Annotated in this window: 12 protein-coding genes; 9 read left to right on the top strand and 3 right to left on the bottom strand. The window is 70.9% G+C overall.

Annotated features, from left to right (window positions below):
- The first annotated feature begins 120 nt into the window (after positions 1 to 120).
- Positions 121 to 882 (top strand): TSUP family transporter, encoded by a 762-nt coding sequence (locus PFX98_RS06620; RefSeq protein WP_425334674.1) that lies wholly within the window; start codon positions 121 to 123, stop codon positions 880 to 882.
- Positions 883 to 956: 74 nt separating this feature from the next.
- On the top strand, positions 957 to 1,784 hold the full coding sequence (locus PFX98_RS06615; RefSeq protein ID WP_285234388.1) for an HDOD domain-containing protein: 828 nt from the start codon (positions 957 to 959) through the stop codon (positions 1,782 to 1,784).
- Between the two features lie 6 nt (positions 1,785 to 1,790).
- Here PFX98_RS06615 and PFX98_RS06610 read toward each other — a convergent pair whose 3' ends face one another.
- Entirely contained in the window at positions 1,791 to 3,092 is a 1,302-nt protein-coding gene (locus PFX98_RS06610; RefSeq protein WP_285234387.1) for a GGDEF domain-containing protein, read from the bottom strand.
- Positions 3,093 to 3,246: 154 nt separating this feature from the next.
- Here PFX98_RS06610 and PFX98_RS06605 point away from each other — a divergent pair, with 154 nt between their 5' ends.
- Positions 3,247 to 3,978: a hypothetical protein gene (locus tag PFX98_RS06605; protein WP_285234386.1), complete on the top strand. Its 732-nt coding sequence runs from the start codon at positions 3,247 to 3,249 to the stop codon at positions 3,976 to 3,978.
- Here the strand turns inward: PFX98_RS06605 and PFX98_RS06600 are convergent.
- The gene (locus PFX98_RS06600; RefSeq protein ID WP_285234385.1) at positions 3,975 to 6,128 is read right to left on the bottom strand and encodes a putative bifunctional diguanylate cyclase/phosphodiesterase; all 2,154 of its coding nucleotides are present in this window, start codon (positions 6,126 to 6,128) and stop codon (positions 3,975 to 3,977) included. The two genes, PFX98_RS06605 and PFX98_RS06600, sit on opposite strands and share 4 nt — an antisense overlap.
- Positions 6,129 to 6,271: 143 nt before the next feature.
- Between PFX98_RS06600 and PFX98_RS06595 the strand changes: the two genes are divergently transcribed.
- From PFX98_RS06595 to PFX98_RS06585, 3 genes are read left to right on the top strand one after another with little or no spacing between them, the layout of a single operon-like run.
- A complete protein-coding gene (locus tag PFX98_RS06595; protein WP_285234384.1) occupies positions 6,272 to 7,090 on the top strand; it encodes a substrate-binding periplasmic protein in 819 nt (272 codons plus the stop codon).
- A gap of 24 nt (positions 7,091 to 7,114) precedes the next feature.
- On the top strand, positions 7,115 to 11,284 hold the full coding sequence (locus tag PFX98_RS06590; RefSeq protein WP_285234383.1) for a DEAD/DEAH box helicase: 4,170 nt from the start codon (positions 7,115 to 7,117) through the stop codon (positions 11,282 to 11,284).
- Between the two features lie 24 nt (positions 11,285 to 11,308).
- Positions 11,309 to 11,599, top strand: a complete 291-nt coding sequence (locus tag PFX98_RS06585; RefSeq protein ID WP_285234382.1) for a hypothetical protein — start codon at positions 11,309 to 11,311, stop codon at positions 11,597 to 11,599.
- A 264-nt stretch (positions 11,600 to 11,863) separates the two neighbouring features.
- Here the strand turns inward: PFX98_RS06585 and PFX98_RS06580 are convergent, their stop codons facing one another.
- Positions 11,864 to 12,829, bottom strand: a complete 966-nt coding sequence (locus PFX98_RS06580; RefSeq protein ID WP_285234381.1) for a DMT family transporter — start codon at positions 12,827 to 12,829, stop codon at positions 11,864 to 11,866.
- Positions 12,830 to 12,904: 75 nt separating this feature from the next.
- Between PFX98_RS06580 and PFX98_RS06575 the strand changes: the two genes are divergently transcribed.
- From PFX98_RS06575 to PFX98_RS06565, 3 genes are all read left to right on the top strand, one after another.
- Positions 12,905 to 13,765, top strand: coding sequence for a LysR family transcriptional regulator (locus PFX98_RS06575; protein WP_285234380.1), 861 nt, complete (start codon positions 12,905 to 12,907; stop codon positions 13,763 to 13,765).
- A gap of 68 nt (positions 13,766 to 13,833) precedes the next feature.
- On the top strand, positions 13,834 to 15,087 hold the full coding sequence (locus PFX98_RS06570; RefSeq protein ID WP_285234379.1) for an MFS transporter: 1,254 nt from the start codon (positions 13,834 to 13,836) through the stop codon (positions 15,085 to 15,087).
- A gap of 50 nt (positions 15,088 to 15,137) precedes the next feature.
- Complete coding sequence (locus PFX98_RS06565; RefSeq protein WP_285234378.1) at positions 15,138 to 16,688, top strand: glycoside hydrolase family 13 protein; 1,551 nt, start codon at positions 15,138 to 15,140, stop codon at positions 16,686 to 16,688.
- Positions 16,689 to 16,790: the final 102 nt, after the last annotated feature.

The following is a 16,790-nucleotide window of genomic DNA, read 5'->3' as shown; positions in this document are numbered from 1 at the left end:
GCTTGCCTACGGGGGCTGAGGAGACAAACACAGCAGAGCAACTCGAACGAATTCAGTGACACTGTCACAGTTCACGGGCACCGAACGGTGCCCGTTTTTATTCGTGGCGCCGAACCGAAGATGCTGGAACTTGTGACCGTGGCGCTGGCCTCGCTGCTGGCCGGATTTGTGGATGCCGTCGTGGGCGGTGGTGGCCTGGTGCTGGTGCCAGCGCTGTTCAGCGTGTTCCCCACTGCCCCGCCCGCCACGCTGTTCGGCACCAACAAGGGTGGCGCCGTCTGGGGCACGGCCTGGGCCACGCTGCAATACGCGCGCCGCGTCACCCTGCCCTGGCACGCCCTGGCACCGGCCGCCGCCGCCGCGCTGCTGGGCAGTTTTGTCGGGGCCTGGACGGTCACCCTGGTCAGCGCCGGCGGCCTGCGCCGCAGCCTGCCCTTCATCCTGCTGGGCGTGCTGCTCTACACCCTGGCCAAGAAGGACATGGGGCGCCACCACGCGCCGCGCTACAGCGGGCGCGCCGAGGCCTGGGTGGCCAGTGGCATCGGCCTGCTGATCGGTTTCTACGACGGCTTCTTCGGCCCGGGTACCGGCAGCTTCTTCGTGTTCCTGTTCGTGCGCCTGCTCGGTTTCGACTTCCTGCACGCCTCGGCCAGCGCCAAGCTGCTCAACACCGCCACCAACTGCGCGGCCCTGCTGCTGTTCGCGCTCAAGGGCCATGTCTGGTGGCAGATCGCCGCCGTGATGGCGGTGACGAATGTGCTGGGCAGCCTGATCGGCACCCGCATGGCCCTGGCGCGCGGCGCCGGCTTTGTGCGCGGCATGTTCGTGCTGGTGGTGAGCGCGCTGATCCTGAAGACCGGCTGGGACGCCTTCCTGCGGTGATCCCCCCAAGGTGGCTGGCTGCCCGCCGGCGGCAGGCGCTACCATAGGGAACACTTATAACTACGTCACCCACCATGCCGGTCGATCCACAATTGCGCGCGCTTGATATCGAGATCCCCACCCAGCCCGAGGTGTTGGTCAAGCTCTCGCTGCTGATGGCGGCCGAGGACATCGATCTACAAGCGGTGTCGGCGCTGGTGGAAACCGATATGGCGCTGGCGGCGGCGGTGCTCAAGGCCGTCAATTCCTCGCTCTACGGCCTGCGCGGTCGGGTCCAGACGGTGCACCAGGCGCTCACCTACCTGGGCATGCGCGAGGTCGCCGCCATCACCTTCGAGATGGGCTTGCGCGCCGCCTTCCCGCCCGCCGCCGAGCTGGAGCCGATCTGGTCGCGCGCCTCGCAGCGCGGCCTGCTGATGGGCCGCATGGGTCAGATGCTGGGCGTGGACCCCTGGGCAGCGCACTCGGCCGGCCTGTTCGAGGAATGCGGCAAGGCGGTGCTTTACCGCCATGCGCCCGGCCATTACCCGGCCATGCTGCGCGCCGCCACCAAGGACAGCGACCTGGTGCAGCTCGAGCACACCGCCTTCGGCGTCAGCCACGACGCGCTGGGCGCGGCGCTGTGCGAGAGCTGGGGCCTGGCCCCGGCGGCGGTGGCCAGCGTGCGCTACCACGTGCAGGTGCAGGCCGAGCTGAACATGCCCGAGAGCCTGCAGCGCCGCAGCATCTGCGCCATCTCCACGGTGGCCTGGGCCCTGCTGAACACGCCCGACGAGGTCGAGGCGGTGGCGCGTGCGATCGCGCCGCAGGCGCAGCTGGACGAGACCCTGGTGCTGCGCGCTGCGCGCCGCGTCAGCGAGCAGCTGCTGGAAGCGCAATCGCGCGGGCGCGATACCCAGTAAGGCCGGTCAGGCCGCCAGGCTGAGCCGGTCGCGGCCGGCATGCTTGGCGATGTAGAGCGCCTCGTCGGCCGCCTGCAGCAGGCCTTGCGGGCTCAGGTAAGGGTGCTGGGCGCCATAGCCGGCCAGGCCGATCGACACCGTCACCATCTGATCCACCGGGCTGGCGCCATGCGGCAGGGCCAGGCCGCGCCAATCCTCGCGCAGCTGCTCCAGCAGGCTTTGCGCGCTGGCGGTATCGAAGCCGGGCAGCAGGCAGGCGAACTCCTCGCCGCCGAGGCGCGCCACCAGATCGGTGTCGCGCTTGAAACGCTCGGCCAGCAGGCGCGCAAAGCGCTGCAGCAACTCGTCGCCGGCGGCGTGGCCATGCAGCTCGTTGTAGGGCTTGAGGTGGTCCAGATCGAGCACCGCCAGCGCCAGCAGGCTGTGCTGGCGCTGAGCGCGCTTGAACTCGCGGCGCAGCGCGTCGTCGAACTCGCGCCGGTTGGCCAGGCCGGTCAGCACATCGGTGCGGCTCAGCAATGAAAGCTCGCGCTTCTTGCTTTCCAGCGCCTGCTCGGCGGCGCGCAGGGCCTGGCTCTGGCGTTCGATCTCGGCGCGCAGGGCCTGGGCCTGCTTGTGTTCGCGCTTGAGCTGCTCGCCCATGCTCGAGTGCACATGGGCGATCGCATGGTTGAGCTCCTGCAGCTCGGCGCTGCGGCCGCCCTGTTCATCGAGCCAGGCGAACTGGCTGGGCGGCTGGGTGGGGTCGAAGGATTGGGCGTCGGCGCTGAGGCGGCGCAGATGGCGCAGCAGCATGCGGTCCACCACCACCACGGCGGCGGCCACCAGCACCAGCACCAGCAGCAGGTGCTGCATCAGCATCGCCCAGGCGGCTTCCTGGCTGAGGGTGTGGCGCAGGCTGGCGGCCTCCGACAGCACCTTCACCGAGCCCATCATCTCGCCCTGCCCACTCTGCGGCAGATTGAATTCGCTGTGGGCACTGCCCTCGTCATGCGTGGTGCTGCCCGCCACGAAGCGGCGCCCGTCGTGCACCTGCAGCTCCACGCCATGCACGCCCTGGCGCGCCAGCATGCTGCGCAAGAGCAGGTCGGTCAGCTCGGGTTGGGCGCTGGCCAGGCTTTTGGCCAGCGGCTCGGCATAGAGCAGGGGCAGGGTGCGCAACTCATGCGCCAGCTGCTCGGCATGCCTGGCGGTTTCCTGCTGCAGTTGCAACCCACCCGAGAGCAGCGCCACGATCAGGCCCACCCCCGCCAGGATCAGGCTGGTGCGCGATCGCGCGGAGGCGCTGGCGGCGGGGCTGTAGGACATGAGGGAACTGCTGGGCTCGATGGGATGGGCTCGCGTCACGCGTGAGCACTGACTTCATTGTGTGCGTGCAGCGCGCAGCCCGGTAAGCGGGAGAACACCAAGGTAGCCGCTGGCGCTACATTGCGCTTGAGACTGGCGAGCAGAGAGGTGCGCGGTGCTGCGTAAAGTCGCATTGGGATGCGGGATCGCCCTGTGGATGGGGTCGGCGCTGGCCGATCCCGGCTACTACCTGCTCACGCCCTACGATAACGAGGGCCAGACCCTGCTCGAGCTGCGCTACTGGACCGTCAAGCCCAGCGGCGGCCGCGCGGCCACGCTCTGGCCCGAGCTGGGCCTGGCCCATGGCTTCGGGTCGCGCTGGACCACCCGCCTGCTGGCCAGCTACATCGGCACCGAGGCCAGCAGCTTCAAGCTCAGCAGCGTGAGCTGGCAGAACCAGTTCATGCTCACCCAGGGGCAATACCCCTTCGATCTGGCCCTGCATGCCCAGCTCAGCCAGCTGCATGGCTACGAGTCCGGGCCGGCGCTCGAGTGGGGGCCGGTGTGGCAGAGCGAATGGGGGCTGTGGCAGATCAACCTCAACGCCCTGTTCGAGCATGGCTATGGCAAAGCCGCCGACGGCGGCACCCAGCTCAAGCTGCAATGGCAGCTGCAGCGCCGCCTGGCCCCGGGCCTGCGCCTGGGCGTGCAGGGCTTCAGCGAGCTGGGCAACTGGCGCGCCTGGGACGCCCGCGCCAAACAGTCGCACCGGGTCGGGCCGGTGCTGCACTGGGCGCTGCCGGTCGGGGAGCGTCAGGCGGTGAACTGGCAGTTCGCCTATCTCTGGGGCTCCACCTATGGCCGGCGCGGCGACATGTTCTCCGCCCAGCTGCAGTTTGCCTTCTAACTGAACAATTCACTGGCCGGCACGGGCCGTGCAAAGTAGTAGCCCTGGGCCTCCTGGCAACCCAGCTGCAGCAGCCGCGCCGCCACCGCTTCGGTCTCCACGCCCTCGGCGATGGTGCGCAGGCCCAGGCTGCGTGCCAGCCCGATGATGGCCTCGACGATCACCGCGCCCTGGCTGGCATCGTCCAGCTGGTGCAGGAAGCTGCGGTCAATCTTGAGCTTGTCGATCGGGAAGCGGCTCAGGTAGGCGAGGCTGGAATAGCCGGTGCCGAAATCGTCGATCGCCAGCTTCACCCCCATGGCCTTGAGCCGCGTCACCGTGGCCAGCACGCTGGCCGGGTCGCCGATCAGGATGGACTCGGTCAGCTCCAGCTCCAGCTGGCTGGGGGGCAGGCCGCTGGCCTGCAGCGCGGACTGCACGGTGGCCTCGATGTCGCCCTGGCGGAACTGCAGGGCCGAGAGATTGACGGCGATGCGCGGCCGGCCCTGGCGCTCGTTCTGCCACAGCGCCGCCTGGCGGCAGGCCTCGTGCAGCACCCAGGCGCCGATCGGCACGATCAGGCCGGTCTGTTCGGCCACCGGGATGAACTCGGCCGGTGGCATCAGCTTGCCATCGGCGCGGCGCCAGCGCAGCAAGGCCTCGGCACCAACGCGCCGGCCCGTCGCCAGCTCCACCTGCGTCTGGTAATGCAGCTCGAACTCGCCCTGCTCCAGCGCCTTGGCCAGGCCATGCTGCAGCTGCATGCGCTCCATGCCCTGGGCATGCATGCTGGGGTCGAAGAACTGGAAGGTGTTGCGGCCGCTGTCCTTGGCGCGGTACATGGCGGTGTCCGCCTGGCGCTGCAGGGTCTCCAGGTCGCGCCCGTCGTCCGGATAGAAGGTCACGCCGAAGGAGGCCGAGACGCGCATCTCGTTGCCCTCCACCGCCACCGGCGTGCTCAGTTGCGCCTGCAGCGAGGCCAGGATGGGCAGCACCGCCTCGCGCTCCCGCAGGTCGTGGAAGAGCAGCAGGAACTCGTCGCCACCGAGGCGGCAGATGGTGTCGGTCTCGCGCAGGCTGGCGCGCAGGCGCTGCGCCACCGCGAGCAGCAGCGCATCGCCGGCACCATGGCCCAGCGAGTCGTTGACGTTCTTGAACTGGTCCAGGTCCATCAGCACGACGGCGAACTTGCCGCCATCGCGGCGCGCCTGCGCCATCGCCTGCTCGATGCGGTCGTGCAGCAGCACGCGGTTGGGCAGGCCGGTGAGCGGGTCGTGGTGGGCCAGGTATTCCAGGCGCTGCTCGGTGCGGCGGTGCTCGTCGATCTCCTCGCTGAGGCGCCGGTAGGGCTCGCGCACCGAGACCACGAACACCGCGCGGAAGATGAAGTAATAGGCCGCGATCTTGTAGAGGTGGCCCAGCAGGCTGTAGAGGTCGTTGACGTTGGCGTAGAGCGTGAAGCAGAGCTCGCTGAGGATGCTGATGATGGCCGCGCTGGCCAGGTCGGCGCTGTTGAAGCGCGCGCGTGCGCCGCGGCGCAGCAGCAGCAAGGCGGTGGGCACGAGCAGCAGGATCAGGCCGTATTCCGCGACGATCTTGAGCTTGGTCAAGCCCTGACCCTCGATGAAGAAGCGCGGCCACAGCTCGGGTGCCCACAGCGCCAGGCCCAGGCAGGCCAGCACGAAGCCCAGGCTCAGGGCCAGCATGAGGGCGCGGTCGGCGCGGCTGGTGGTGCGCGCATGCGGCTGCAGCGCCAGCGTCAGCAGCACCAGGCTGGCCAGATAGCGCGCGCAGAGCCAGAACACGATCGCCTTCTGCGGCTCTGCGGGCGTGATGAAGTCCGGCATGCCCTTGTAGGAGAGCAGGTGGGCCAGGTCGAGCAGACCCACGCCCATGAAGCCGGCGCCCAGCAGCACGGTGTGGTGCTGGCGGTCGTGGAAGCTGGCGGTCCATACCGAGGCGAACACCAGCAGGCTTACCAGCACGGCGGCCAGCTCGCACACCGTGTGCAGCCAGGTCGGGAAGATGCGCGAGGCCAGCAACTCGTTGCCGGTCACCGGCAACCAGCCGGCCGCCAGCAGCAGCAGGGCCAGCGCCATGATCCAGCGCGCCGATACGGTGGACTCGATCTCGCGCTTGCCAAATAGGCGCGTCGGTTCGCTGATCAACACTTCATCAGCCTTCAATGCAAGCTCCCTGTCATTGGCTTTTTGTTCCTGCAGAGCATAGCCTGAGCCTGCCGCGCCATCGCCCTGGTTTTGCGCGCAGAATGCGAGCAAGAGCCTGTCATCCATCAAGTCAGGCCACGGCTCGCATGTCCTCGCTCATGCCGCTTTTACGACGTTGGGTTCTGCTCTCGGTGTTGCTCGCTTGCGGCTGCGGTGTGCGGGCGCAGGAGGCCGCGCGCCCCTTGCGCCTGTGTGCCGACGAGGCACCGCTCTACCCCTGGCGCCTGGCCGAGCCGCGCCGCGCCGGCGCGCTGCCGGCGGGCCTGGACTTCGTGCTGATCGAGCAGGCGGCCGCGCGCATGGGCCTGGCGCTGGAGCTGAGCCTGATGCCCTGGCGGCGTTGCCAGACCGAGCTGCAGCGCGGCGGCCAGGACGCGGCCCTGGGCATGAGCTACCGCAGCGACCGCATGCAGTTCGCCATCTTTCCCTGGCGCGACATGGCGCCCGATGAGGGCCTGCGCATGCGCCGCGAGAGCTACAGCCTCTACGCGCTGGCGCAGGAGGGGCCGGTTTGGGACGGGCGCCATCTGGCGGCCAAGGGCGAGCTGGTGGTGGGCGCGCCCTCGGGCTACTCCATCGTCGAGCAGCTGCAGGCCATGGGGCTCAAGGTCGATGAAGGCACGCGCAGCGTGGAGGCCAATCTGGAGAAGCTCGTGAAGCGCCGCGTGCAGGCCCTGGCCCTGCCCACCGGCGAGGGCGACGAGGCGCTCAAGCGCGATGCCCGCTGGGCCCAGCGCGTGCAGCGGCTGGACCCGCCCCTGGTCGAGAAGTCCTACTTCCTGGTCTACTCGCACAGCTATTACGGCGGCAACGAGGCGCAGGCCAAGCGCCTGTGGGCCGAGCTGGCGCAGGTGCGCGAGTCGGCGGCCTTCAAGCGCAGCGAGGCCGAGCTGCTGAGACCCTGAGCGACCGGGCGGCATACTGCCGGCATGTCCCCGTACCCCGACCCCAGCACCGCCGCCACCGAACCCGAACTGCAAGCCGTCCTCGATGCCCTGCTGCTGATGGGCGGCAGCCGCGGTGCGGCCGGGCTGGCGCTGTGGTTGCAGGCCCAGGGCGAGATCGCCAGCGCCGAGCGCTTCAGCCAGGCGCGCGTGCAGCTGGCGTTGCGCCAGCTGCAGCAACAGGGCCGCATCCAGCCGCTCAGCGGCCGGGTCTACGGCGTGCCGCCGGGCGCGCAGGCCGAGCGCCTGCAGGCGCTGCTGCTGCTGCCCGCGGCGCGCCAGTATTGGCAGCGCCTGCTCTACGTCTACAGCGATGGCCAGGCCCATGCGCGCCATCCCATGCAGTGGATAGGCCTGCGCTCGGCCGACGAGGCGGTGCGCATGCTGCGCCTGTTCCTGCACTCGGGCGTGGACCTGGCCACCTACCAGGCCCAGCTGCGCGGCCCGCTGCTCGAGCTGAGCCATGCGGAGGTCCAGACCGCGGCGCTCACCGAGCCCTGGATGCCGGCCGCGGTGGCGGCCCTGCCGGCCGAGCTGAGCGAGACCCTGCTGCGCCAGGCGCTCAAGACCCTGAGCGCCGACGACGCGCGCCGCGGCCAGATCCGCCAATGGCTGCAGCAGCGCCTGGCCACTGCGCCGCAAGCGCTGGGCCCCGAGGCGCGCGCGCAGCTCGCCGAGGCCCGCCTGCAGGCGCTGGATCTGGACGGTGCGCGCGCCCTGCTGCAGGGCGAGCCGGGGCTGGCGCTGGTGCAGGCCGCCGAGCGCCTGGCGCAGGGCGCCTGGGCCGAGGCCGCGGCCCTGTTCGAGCAGGCCCTGAAGGTGCGGCGCCAGGCCAGCGGCCAGCGCCGCGGCCTGCTGGAGCGCGAGCTGGCGCGGCTCTACCTGGTGAGCCTGCTGGCGCAGAGCGACCCGCTCGCCTGGGCGCAGGCGCGCAAGTTCTGCATCGCCGAATCGGGCTCGCGCAAGCCCTCGGCGCATGAATGGTGGGGCTTATGGGCCCATGCGATCGGCGTGCGCCTGGGCGAGGAGGGCCTGGACGAGCAGGCCCTGGCCTACATCCCCGGGCTGGAGCAGCGTGCCCACGCGCTCGACCAGGCCTGCGACCGCCTGCTGCTGGCCGCCTGGCTGGGCAAGCCCGCGCCGGGCTGGACGCTGGCCGCCGCCACGGCCCTGCTGCAGCGCCTGCAGGCGGCCGAGCAGCATTGGCAGGCCTGCCTGCTGGCGCAGGCGCTGGAGCGGCTGGAGCTCGGCGAGCTGACGCACAAATTGAGCGTCCAGCCAACACCCCTCAACTGGCTGGGCGGGCCGCACGAGGCCTGGCGCGATGCGCTCGCCGCCATCACCCAGCTGGCCGAGGAGCAGGCGGCGCAGACCGGCATCAGCGAGCTGGCCTGGCAACTCGAGCTCGACGCCCAGGGCCGCGTGCAGGACATCCTGCCCTTCGAGCGCAGCCGCAGCGCGCGTGGGGCACTCAAGCTCAAGCCGGTGACGCTCTCCAAGCTCAAGAAGCAGGGCCAGAGCAGCAGCGCGCGCGACAACGCCGTGCTGCGCCATATCGAACGCAGCATCTACAGCGCCGCCAACAGCTACGAGCTCGACGTCAGCCAGGCCGCCATCGCCCTGGTCGGGCATCCGGCGCTGATGTTTGCCGATGCCCCCGGCCAATGGGTGGAGCTGGTGGAGGCCCTGCCCGAGCTGGAGGTGCGCCAGGGCGCGGATGCCAGCTACGCCTTCCACATCCACCCGCCGCTGCTCAGCAGCGAGCCGCCCAAGCTGAGCGCCTGGTATGGCAGCCGGCACGAGGCAGAGGTGGACAAGCGCAACAGCCTGCGCGTGCTGCGCGACGGGCCGGCCCATGCGCGCCTGCTGCGCATCAGCCCCACCCAGCGCCGCGTGGCCGAGTTGGTGAACCAGGGCTGGACCGTGCCCGCCAGCGCGCAGGCCGAGCTGGGCGCGGCCCTGCAGGTGCTGAGCGGCCATTTCCAGCTGCACAGCGATGCCGCCGCCGGCCGCGCGGTGGCGGGCGACAGCCGCCTGCGCGCGCGCCTGAGCCCGCTCGGCGAGGGCCTGCAGCTGCAGCTGGTGGCCCAGCCCTTCGGCGGCTTCGGCCCCGCCGTCACGCCCGGCGCGGGCCGCGCGCGCCTGCTGTGCATGCACGAGGGCCTGAGCCTGGCGACCGAGCGCGACCTCGCCGCCGAGGTGGAACATCGCCGCGCGGTGCTGGAGGCCATGCCCTTCCTGGACCCCGAGCTGCCGCCCGACCTGCCCTGGCTGCTCACCGAGCCCGAGGAGGCGCTGCGCGCGGTGGAGCTGCTGCCGGGCCTGCCCGGCATCGCCGCGCTCGACTGGCCCAAGGGCAAACCGCTGCGCGTCACCGCGCTGGCCAGCAGCGGCGTGCGCGTGCAGGTCAGCAGCGCGCGCAACTGGCTGGCCCTGCAGGGCGAGGCCCAGCTGGACGAGCAGCGCGTGCTGGGCCTGCAGGAGCTGATGCAGCTGGCGCGCGCCTCGCGCAGCCGCTATGTGCGCCTGGCCGAGGGCGAATACCTGGCATTGAGCGAGCAGCTGCGCCAGCAGCTGCGCGACCTCGACGCGCTGGCCGTGGCCAGGAAGGACCAGCTGCAGCTGCCCCCCGCCAGCGCCAGCTGGCTGGATGAAACCCTGGGCGAGATGCAGCTGGCCGGCGACGCCCCCTGGCGCGCCCGCATGGACGCGCTGGCCGCCGCCGCTGCGCTGCAGCCCGCTGTGCCAGCGGGCCTGCGCGCCGAGCTGCGGGGCTATCAAGAGGAGGGTTATGCCTGGATGGCGCGCCTGGCGGCGGCCGGCCTGGGCGCCTGCCTGGCCGACGACATGGGCCTGGGCAAGACGGTGCAGACCCTGGCGCTGCTGATCGCGCGCGCCGCCCAGGGCCCGGCCCTCGTGCTGGCGCCCACCTCGGTATGTGCGAACTGGCTGGCCGAGGGCGAGCTGTTCGCGCCGGGCCTGAACCTGGCGCTCTACGGCAGTGCGGGCGAACGCGCCGCCCAGATCGCCGCGGCCGGCCCCGGCGATGTGCTGATCGCCTCCTACGCGCTGGCGCAGAACGACGCCGAGCTGTTCGCCGCCAAGGACTGGGCCAGCCTGGTGCTGGACGAGGCCCAGGCGCTCAAGAACGCCGCCACCAAACGCGCCAAGTCGGTGGCCGAGTTCAAGGCCGGCTTCCGGCTCGCGCTCTCGGGCACGCCGGTGGAGAACCGCCTGGCCGATCTCTGGTCCATCATGCAGCTCATCAACCCGGGCCTGCTGGGCACGGCCGCGCAGTTCGCCGAGCGCTTTGCCAACCCGATCGAGCGCAAGGAGCAGCCGGACGCGGCCGCGCGCCAGCGCCTGCGCCGCCTGGTCTCGCCCTTCCTGCTGCGCCGTACCAAGGCCCAGGTGCTGCAAGACCTGCCCCCGCGCACCGAGATCGTCCACCTGGTGCAGCCCGGCGGCGAGGAGCGCAGCTTTCTCGAAGCGCTGCGTCGCGATGCCCAGGCCAGCGTGGCCGCGGCCGCTCAAGGCCAGCAGGGCGGCGGCCCCGCCATCCAGGTGCTGGCCGAGCTGATGCGCCTGCGCCGCGCCGCCTGCGATCCGCGCCTGGTGGCGCCCGAGCTGGGCCTGGTGGGCGCCAAGCTGGGCGAGTTCGAGCTGTTGGTGCGCGAGCTGGTGGACGGCGCTCACAAGGCGCTGGTGTTCAGCCAGTTCACCGATTACCTGAAGCTGCTGGCCGAGCGCCTCGACGCGATGGGCGTGCGCTACCAGTACCTCGACGGCAGCACGCCCGCGGCGGCGCGCGCCCAGCGCGTGGCGGCCTTCCAGCGCGGCGAGGGCGAGGTCTTCCTCATCAGCCTCAAGGCCGGCGGCTTCGGCCTCAACCTCACCATGGCCGACTATGTGCTGATCGTCGACCCTTGGTGGAACCCCGCCGCCGAAGACCAGGCGATGGGCCGCGCCCACCGCATGGGCCAGCAGCACCCGGTCACCGTCTACCGCCTGGTCACCGCCGGCTCGGTGGAGGAGCGCATCATCGAGCTGCACCGCGACAAGCGCGGCCTGGCCGAGGGCATTCTGGCGGGGCAGGAGGAGGCCACCGTGCTGGACGCGGCGGCGCTCTCGGCGCTCTTGATGGACAGCGACTAGGGCGGATGGCAAGATGGCCCCACCATGAGCCAGAACTTCGGCAGCGAGGCACCCCGCCCGCACAGCAACACCCACCAGCGCAAGCCCGCGCGCTATCTGGTGGTGATCGAGTCGGGCGGTTATATGGTGGCGCGGCTGTTTCTTGACGACCGCGAACTGGTGGCCGAGTTCGACGCCAGCACCGAAGAGACCGGCCACATGATCCAGGGCCTGGCGGCGAGCCACGACGCCGGCGATCCGGCATGGGACAAGGCCCTGCAAGGCCATAGCGCCGCGGAGCGCGCGGCGGCGGACGTCTACCTGCTGCCGGTTTAGGGCCTGTTAACACTACGCCAATGGGTCGCGTTGTCGGCCAGAAAGGCCGCAGGCAAGGCGCAAACCGCAGCCGGGTTGGACACCCGGCGAGGATTTGCAACGCGGCCTGCGGTCTTTCTGGCCACAACCCTGCGGGAAGACTCGTCTCAGCGGGCCACGCGTCGTTGCAACGCTGGCCCGCACGTGAGTGCGGGCGGCGCGCTGCGCCTAGCTTGGCCCGCTGAGGCGAGCCTTCGCGGCCCATCGACGTAGTGTTAACAGGCCCTAGGCCGGCAGTGCCCGACCCTTGCGCTCGCGCAGCCCCGCCAGCCGGCGTGCCAGGCCGGCGTGGCCGCTCACCAGCGCGATGCCGGCCAGCACCAGGCCGCTGCCGGCGATGAAGCCGGGGTCCAGGGCCTCGCCTAGCAGCCAGACGCCCAGCAGCACGCCGAACAGCGGCGTCAGGAAGGCGAACACGCCCAGCTGCGAGGCCAGGTAGCGGCGCAACAGCCAGCACCAGGTGAGGAAGCTGGCGAACGAGACCACCAGGCTCTGGAAGCCGAAATGCGCCCATACCAGGGCCGAGGGCTGGAACTGCCATTGCCCGCTCAGCCAGGCGCCGGGCAGCAGCAGGGCAAAGGCGCCCAGCAGTTGGTAGAGCAGGGTCTCGGTGGCGGGCGCGGCGGCCAGGGCCGAGCAGCGTATCGTCACCGTGGTGGCGCCCCAGGCCGCACCGCCCAGCAGCGCCAGCAGATCGCCCAGCGGCGCCATGCCGCCCGCCGCCGCGCCGCCATGCCGGCCGCCCAGAAAGGCCAGGGCGATGCCGGCGAAGGCCAGCAGGATGCCCATCCATTGCAGCGCCGCGAGCCGCTCCGCCGGCAGGCGCCAGTGCAGCCCCAGTGCGGCGAACAGCGGCGCGGTGTAGAGGTAGATCACCACATGCGAGGCCTGCGTCAGCTTCAGGGCCTGGGCCACCAGCAGGTATTCAAGCCCGAACAGCGCGCCGGCCAGCAGGCCCGCCCGCCAGCGCGCACGCTGTGGCGCCTCGCCGCGCCAGGCCATCAGCGCCGCCAGCAGCAGCAGGGCCACCAGCGAGCGCAGCGCCACCATCAGCATCGGGCTGGCCTGGTCGGCCACCGCCTTCAGCGAGATCTGCTGCAGGCTCCAGGTGAGGCACAGCAGGGTCATCACGCCCAGGGCGCGTGCATCGATGGGGCCGGGCGTGGCCGGGGTGCTACTGCTGCGTTTCATGCCGCGCACTGTGCCGGCGCGCTGGCGCCGCGCAAAGCGCATAATTCGACGCCAATCCATGCGTTTATCGAATCCATGCGCGATCTGCAGATCGACTGGCTGAAATGCTTTGTCGCCACCGTCGATGCCGGCTCGCTCTCGAGCGCGGCGCTGGAGGTGAGCCGCTCGCAATCGGCGGTGAGCATGCAGCTCAAGAAGCTGGAGTCGGCGCTGGGCTGCCGGCTGCTGCAGCGCGGCCCGCGGCAGCTGGAGTTGACCCACGAGGGTCAGACCTTGCTGGGCTATGCGCGCCGCATGCTGGACCTGCAGGCCGAGGCCCAGGCCGCCCTGCGCGACGAGGCGATTGCCGGCGTGGTGCGCCTGGGCGTGCCTGACGACTACGCCAGCCGCTACCTGACCCCGGTGTTGAAGCGCTTTGCGCCGCGCCATGGTGGGGTGGAGATCCAGCTGGACTGCGAGCAATCGACCTCGCTGATCCCGCGCGTGGCCAGTGGCGAGCTGGACCTGGCCCTGGTCTCGCGCGATCACGCCCGTCGCGGCACCCTGCTCTTCCACGAGCCCATGGTCTGGGTGGGCGCGCCGCAGTTCGAGGTCTGGAGCCGCAACCCACTGCCCATCGCCGTCTACGAGGAAGCCAGCCTGGGCCGGCGCAGCGCCATCCATGCGCTGGCTCTGCAGGGCCGACCCTACAAGGTGGTCTACAACAGCTCCAGCCTGGCCGGCCAGATCGCCGCGGTGGAGAGCGGCCTGGCGATCGCGGCGCTGACCCAGTGCAGCGCGCCCGCGCATCTGCAGGTGCTGGGCCTGGCCCATGGCCTGGGCCCACTGGAGCCGATGCAGGTGGCGGTCTACCGCAGCCAGGCCTCCAAGGGCTCCAAGGCGGTGGACAGCCTGCAGCGCATGCTGGTGCAGACGCTGCGGCACGCGGGCCCCTGAGGCGGGCAGGGCCGCGCGCGGCAAAGCCCTGCGCCAGCCCGGGCCGGCCGGTCTGGTGACAATGGGCCATGCCCGCGCAGCCCCAGGCCCATTCCACCGGCTCCTCCCGCCCCGCCGCCTCGCCCCCGGTGCCCGCCCTGGCCATCGTCGGCCTGGCCCTTGCCGCCATGGCCAGCGGCATCTCGCTGCGCCTCACCGACGCGCTGCTGCCGCGGCTGGCGCAGGAGTTCGCCATCACGCTGGGCCAGGCCTCGCAGGTCATCACCGTGTTCGCGGTGGCCTATGGCCTGGCGCAGCTGCTGTTCGGGCCGCTGGGCGATCGCTACGGCAAGTACCGTGTGGTCGGCTGGGCCTGCGTGGCCTCGGCCCTCACCTCGCTGGCCTGTGCGCTGGCCCAGGGCCATGCCAGCCTCTTGCTGGGGCGCCTGCTGGCCGGCGCCACCGCGGCGGCGGTGATCCCGCTGGCGATGGCCTGGATCGGCGATGTGGTGCCCTACGAGCGCCGCCAGGCCGTGCTGGCGCGCTTCCTGATTGGCCAGATCGTCGGCTTTGCGCTGGGCGTCTGGGCCGGCGGCTACACCGCCGACCACCTGGACTGGCGCACCCCCTTCTTCGCCGTGGCGGGCCTGTTCGTGCTGGTGGCCCTGGTGCTGCAATGGGTGCGACGCGGCCTGCCCGCCAGCGCCCTGGCCACCCAGCCGCAGCGCGGCCATGTGCTGGCCGGCTTGTTGCGCGAGTTCCGCGCCGTGCTGGCGGGCCCCTGGTCGCGCCTGGTGCTGCTGGCGGTGTTCTGCGAGGGCGCGGCCCTCTATGGCGCCTTCGCCTTCGTGGCCTCGCACCTGCACCAGCGCTTTGCGCTCGCGCTCTCCTTCGTGGGCGCGCTGGTGATGCTGTTCGCGCTGGGCGGCCTGGGCTTTGCGCTGGGCGCGCGCCAGCTGGTGCAGCACCTGGGCGAGACCGCGCTGGTGCGCTGGGGCTCGCTGCTGATGGCCGGCGCCCTGCTGGCCGTAGCGCTGGCGCCCAGCTGGTGGTGGGCCATGCCGGCCTGCCTGGTGATGGGCCTGGGCTTCTACATGATGCACAACACCTTGCAGACCCGCGCCACCCAGATGGCGCCCGAGCGCCGCGGCGCCGCGGTGGCCCTGTTCGCCTCCTGCTTCTTCCTCGGCCAGTCGCTCGGCGTGGGCGCGGCCGGGCTGGCGGTGGAGGCGCTGGGCACCAGCTGGCTGCTGGCCCTGGGCGCCGCGGGCGTGCTGCTGGTGGGCTGGAACTTCAACCGTCAGCGCCTGGCCCTGCAATCGCGGCTGGGGCTGCAGGCCTGAGCATCCCGCTTGCTTCAACAGCGGCTAAAGAAACACCGGAGACACCGACCATGAAGCATGCCTATCTGACCCTGCTGCTCGCCCTGCCGGCCGCCTGCATGGCCGCCAGCTTCGAGCAGCGCGAGGCCGACTGGCGCAACGGCGCCATCGTCTACCAGGTGCTGGTGGACCGCTACGTGCCCGCGGCGAATCTGGAGGCCAAGCGCGCGCTCTACCCCGCGCCCAAGCGCCTGCGCGATTGGTCGGAGCCCGCGCGGCCCGGCGTCTACCTCGCCGATGCCAAGCTCAACAGCCAGGAGCTGGACTTCTGGGGCGGCGACCTGCAAAGCCTCAGCACCAAGCTGGACTACATCCAGCAGCTGGGCGCCGACGTGCTCTACCTCAACCCCATCCACCTCGCCTACACCAACCACAAGTACGACGCCTTCGACTTCAAGGCCATCTCGCCCGAGTACGGCAGCCAGCGCGAGTTCAGGCAGCTGGCGGTGCAGGTGCATCAGCGCGGCATGAAGCTGGTGCTGGACGGCGTGTTCAACCACATGGGCCGCAACGCGCCCAAGTTCCAGGAGGCCTTCAACAACCCCAAGAGCCGCTGGCGCGACTGGTTTGCGATCGGCCCGCAGTACGAGGGCGGCGCGCGCGTCTGGACGGGCTTCCAGAACCTGCCAGAGCTCAATCTCGAGAACCCCGCGGTGCGCCACTACCTCTATGGCGCACCCGACTCGGTGGTGCGCAGCTATCTGCGCGACGGCGCCGATGGCTGGCGCCTGGACACCGCCTTCGAGCTGGGCCACCGCTACCTGCGCGAGCTCACCGACGCAGCGCACCAGCAGAAGCCCGGCTCGCTGGTGGTGGGCGAGATCGTCAACTACCCGGGCGAATGGCTCAAGTCCATCGACGCGGTGATGAACTTCGGCCTGCGCCAGATCGTGCTGGGCCTGGCCGGCGGCGAGCTTTCCGCCCCCAAGGCCGCGCGCATGACCGAGCGCCTGGTGCGCGATGCCGGCATCGAGCCCATGCTGAAGTCCTGGATGGTGATCGACAACCACGACATCCCGCGCATCGCCAACCAGTTCCCCGATGCCGCCCAGCGCCGCATGGTGCAGGCCCTGCAGTTCACCCTGCCCGGCGCGCCCAATATCTACTACGGCGCCGAGCTGGGCATGACGGGCGGCCCCGACCCCGAGAACCGCAGCCCGATGCGCTGGGAGCTGCTGCGCGCCGACAACCCCGAGCTGCTGTGGATGAAGCAGCTGGTGGCGCTGCGCAAGCAGCAGCGCGCGCTGCGCGTCGGCGACTTCCGCCTGGTGGAGGCCGAGCAGCTGTTCGCCTTCGAGCGCTACACCGATCGCGCGCTCGACACCATGGTGGTGCTGGCCAACCCCAGGGCCGAGCCCGTCACCGAGCGGGTGATGATCGCCAACGCCCATCTGATGGACGACACCCCGATGGTCGACGCGCTCGGCCAACCCGGCGCCGCGGCGCTGGGCACGGTGAGCGCCGGCTTTCTCACCGTCACCGTACCGGCTCGCACCACCCTGGTGCTGCGCCCCATGGAGCGCGAGCTGGGCGGCTACAGCCGCTACAAGCGGGTGCGCTGAGGGGCGGAGCGGCGGCCGGGCGCGGCCGGCTATTACGTTTGTTTCATGTGGCGGCTCTCAGTCGCTGCCGGGTGTGGCCGAAATGCAGTCATGGCCCCCAGC

Origin of the sequence: Paucibacter sediminis, from assembly GCF_030254645.1 — a bacterium.
Taxonomy (GTDB): Bacteria; Pseudomonadota; Gammaproteobacteria; order Burkholderiales; family Burkholderiaceae_C; genus Paucibacter_B; species Paucibacter_B sediminis.
The sequence above is the reverse complement of the archived record's forward strand: the minus strand, read 5'-3'. Positions and strand labels throughout refer to the sequence as shown.

What these genes read in the sequence shown, in the direction of transcription:
- PFX98_RS06585 (WP_285234382.1), top strand. Translation starts at nt 11,309, where the DNA reads ATGAGCCAGAACTTCGGCAGCGAGGCACCCCGCCCGCACAGCAACACC.
- PFX98_RS06570 (WP_285234379.1), top strand. Translation starts at nt 13,834, where the DNA reads ATGCCCGCGCAGCCCCAGGCCCATTCCACCGGCTCCTCCCGCCCCGCC.
- PFX98_RS06595 (WP_285234384.1), top strand. Translation starts at nt 6,272, where the DNA reads ATGTCCTCGCTCATGCCGCTTTTACGACGTTGGGTTCTGCTCTCGGTG.
- PFX98_RS06610 (WP_285234387.1), bottom strand. Translation starts at nt 3,092, where the DNA reads ATGTCCTACAGCCCCGCCGCCAGCGCCTCCGCGCGATCGCGCACCAGC.
- PFX98_RS06575 (WP_285234380.1), top strand. Translation starts at nt 12,905, where the DNA reads ATGCGCGATCTGCAGATCGACTGGCTGAAATGCTTTGTCGCCACCGTC.
- PFX98_RS06615 (WP_285234388.1), top strand. Translation starts at nt 957, where the DNA reads ATGCCGGTCGATCCACAATTGCGCGCGCTTGATATCGAGATCCCCACC.
- PFX98_RS06580 (WP_285234381.1), bottom strand. Translation starts at nt 12,829, where the DNA reads ATGAAACGCAGCAGTAGCACCCCGGCCACGCCCGGCCCCATCGATGCA.
- PFX98_RS06590 (WP_285234383.1), top strand. Translation starts at nt 7,115, where the DNA reads ATGTCCCCGTACCCCGACCCCAGCACCGCCGCCACCGAACCCGAACTG.
- PFX98_RS06565 (WP_285234378.1), top strand. Translation starts at nt 15,138, where the DNA reads ATGAAGCATGCCTATCTGACCCTGCTGCTCGCCCTGCCGGCCGCCTGC.
- PFX98_RS06620 (WP_425334674.1), top strand. Translation starts at nt 121, where the DNA reads ATGCTGGAACTTGTGACCGTGGCGCTGGCCTCGCTGCTGGCCGGATTT.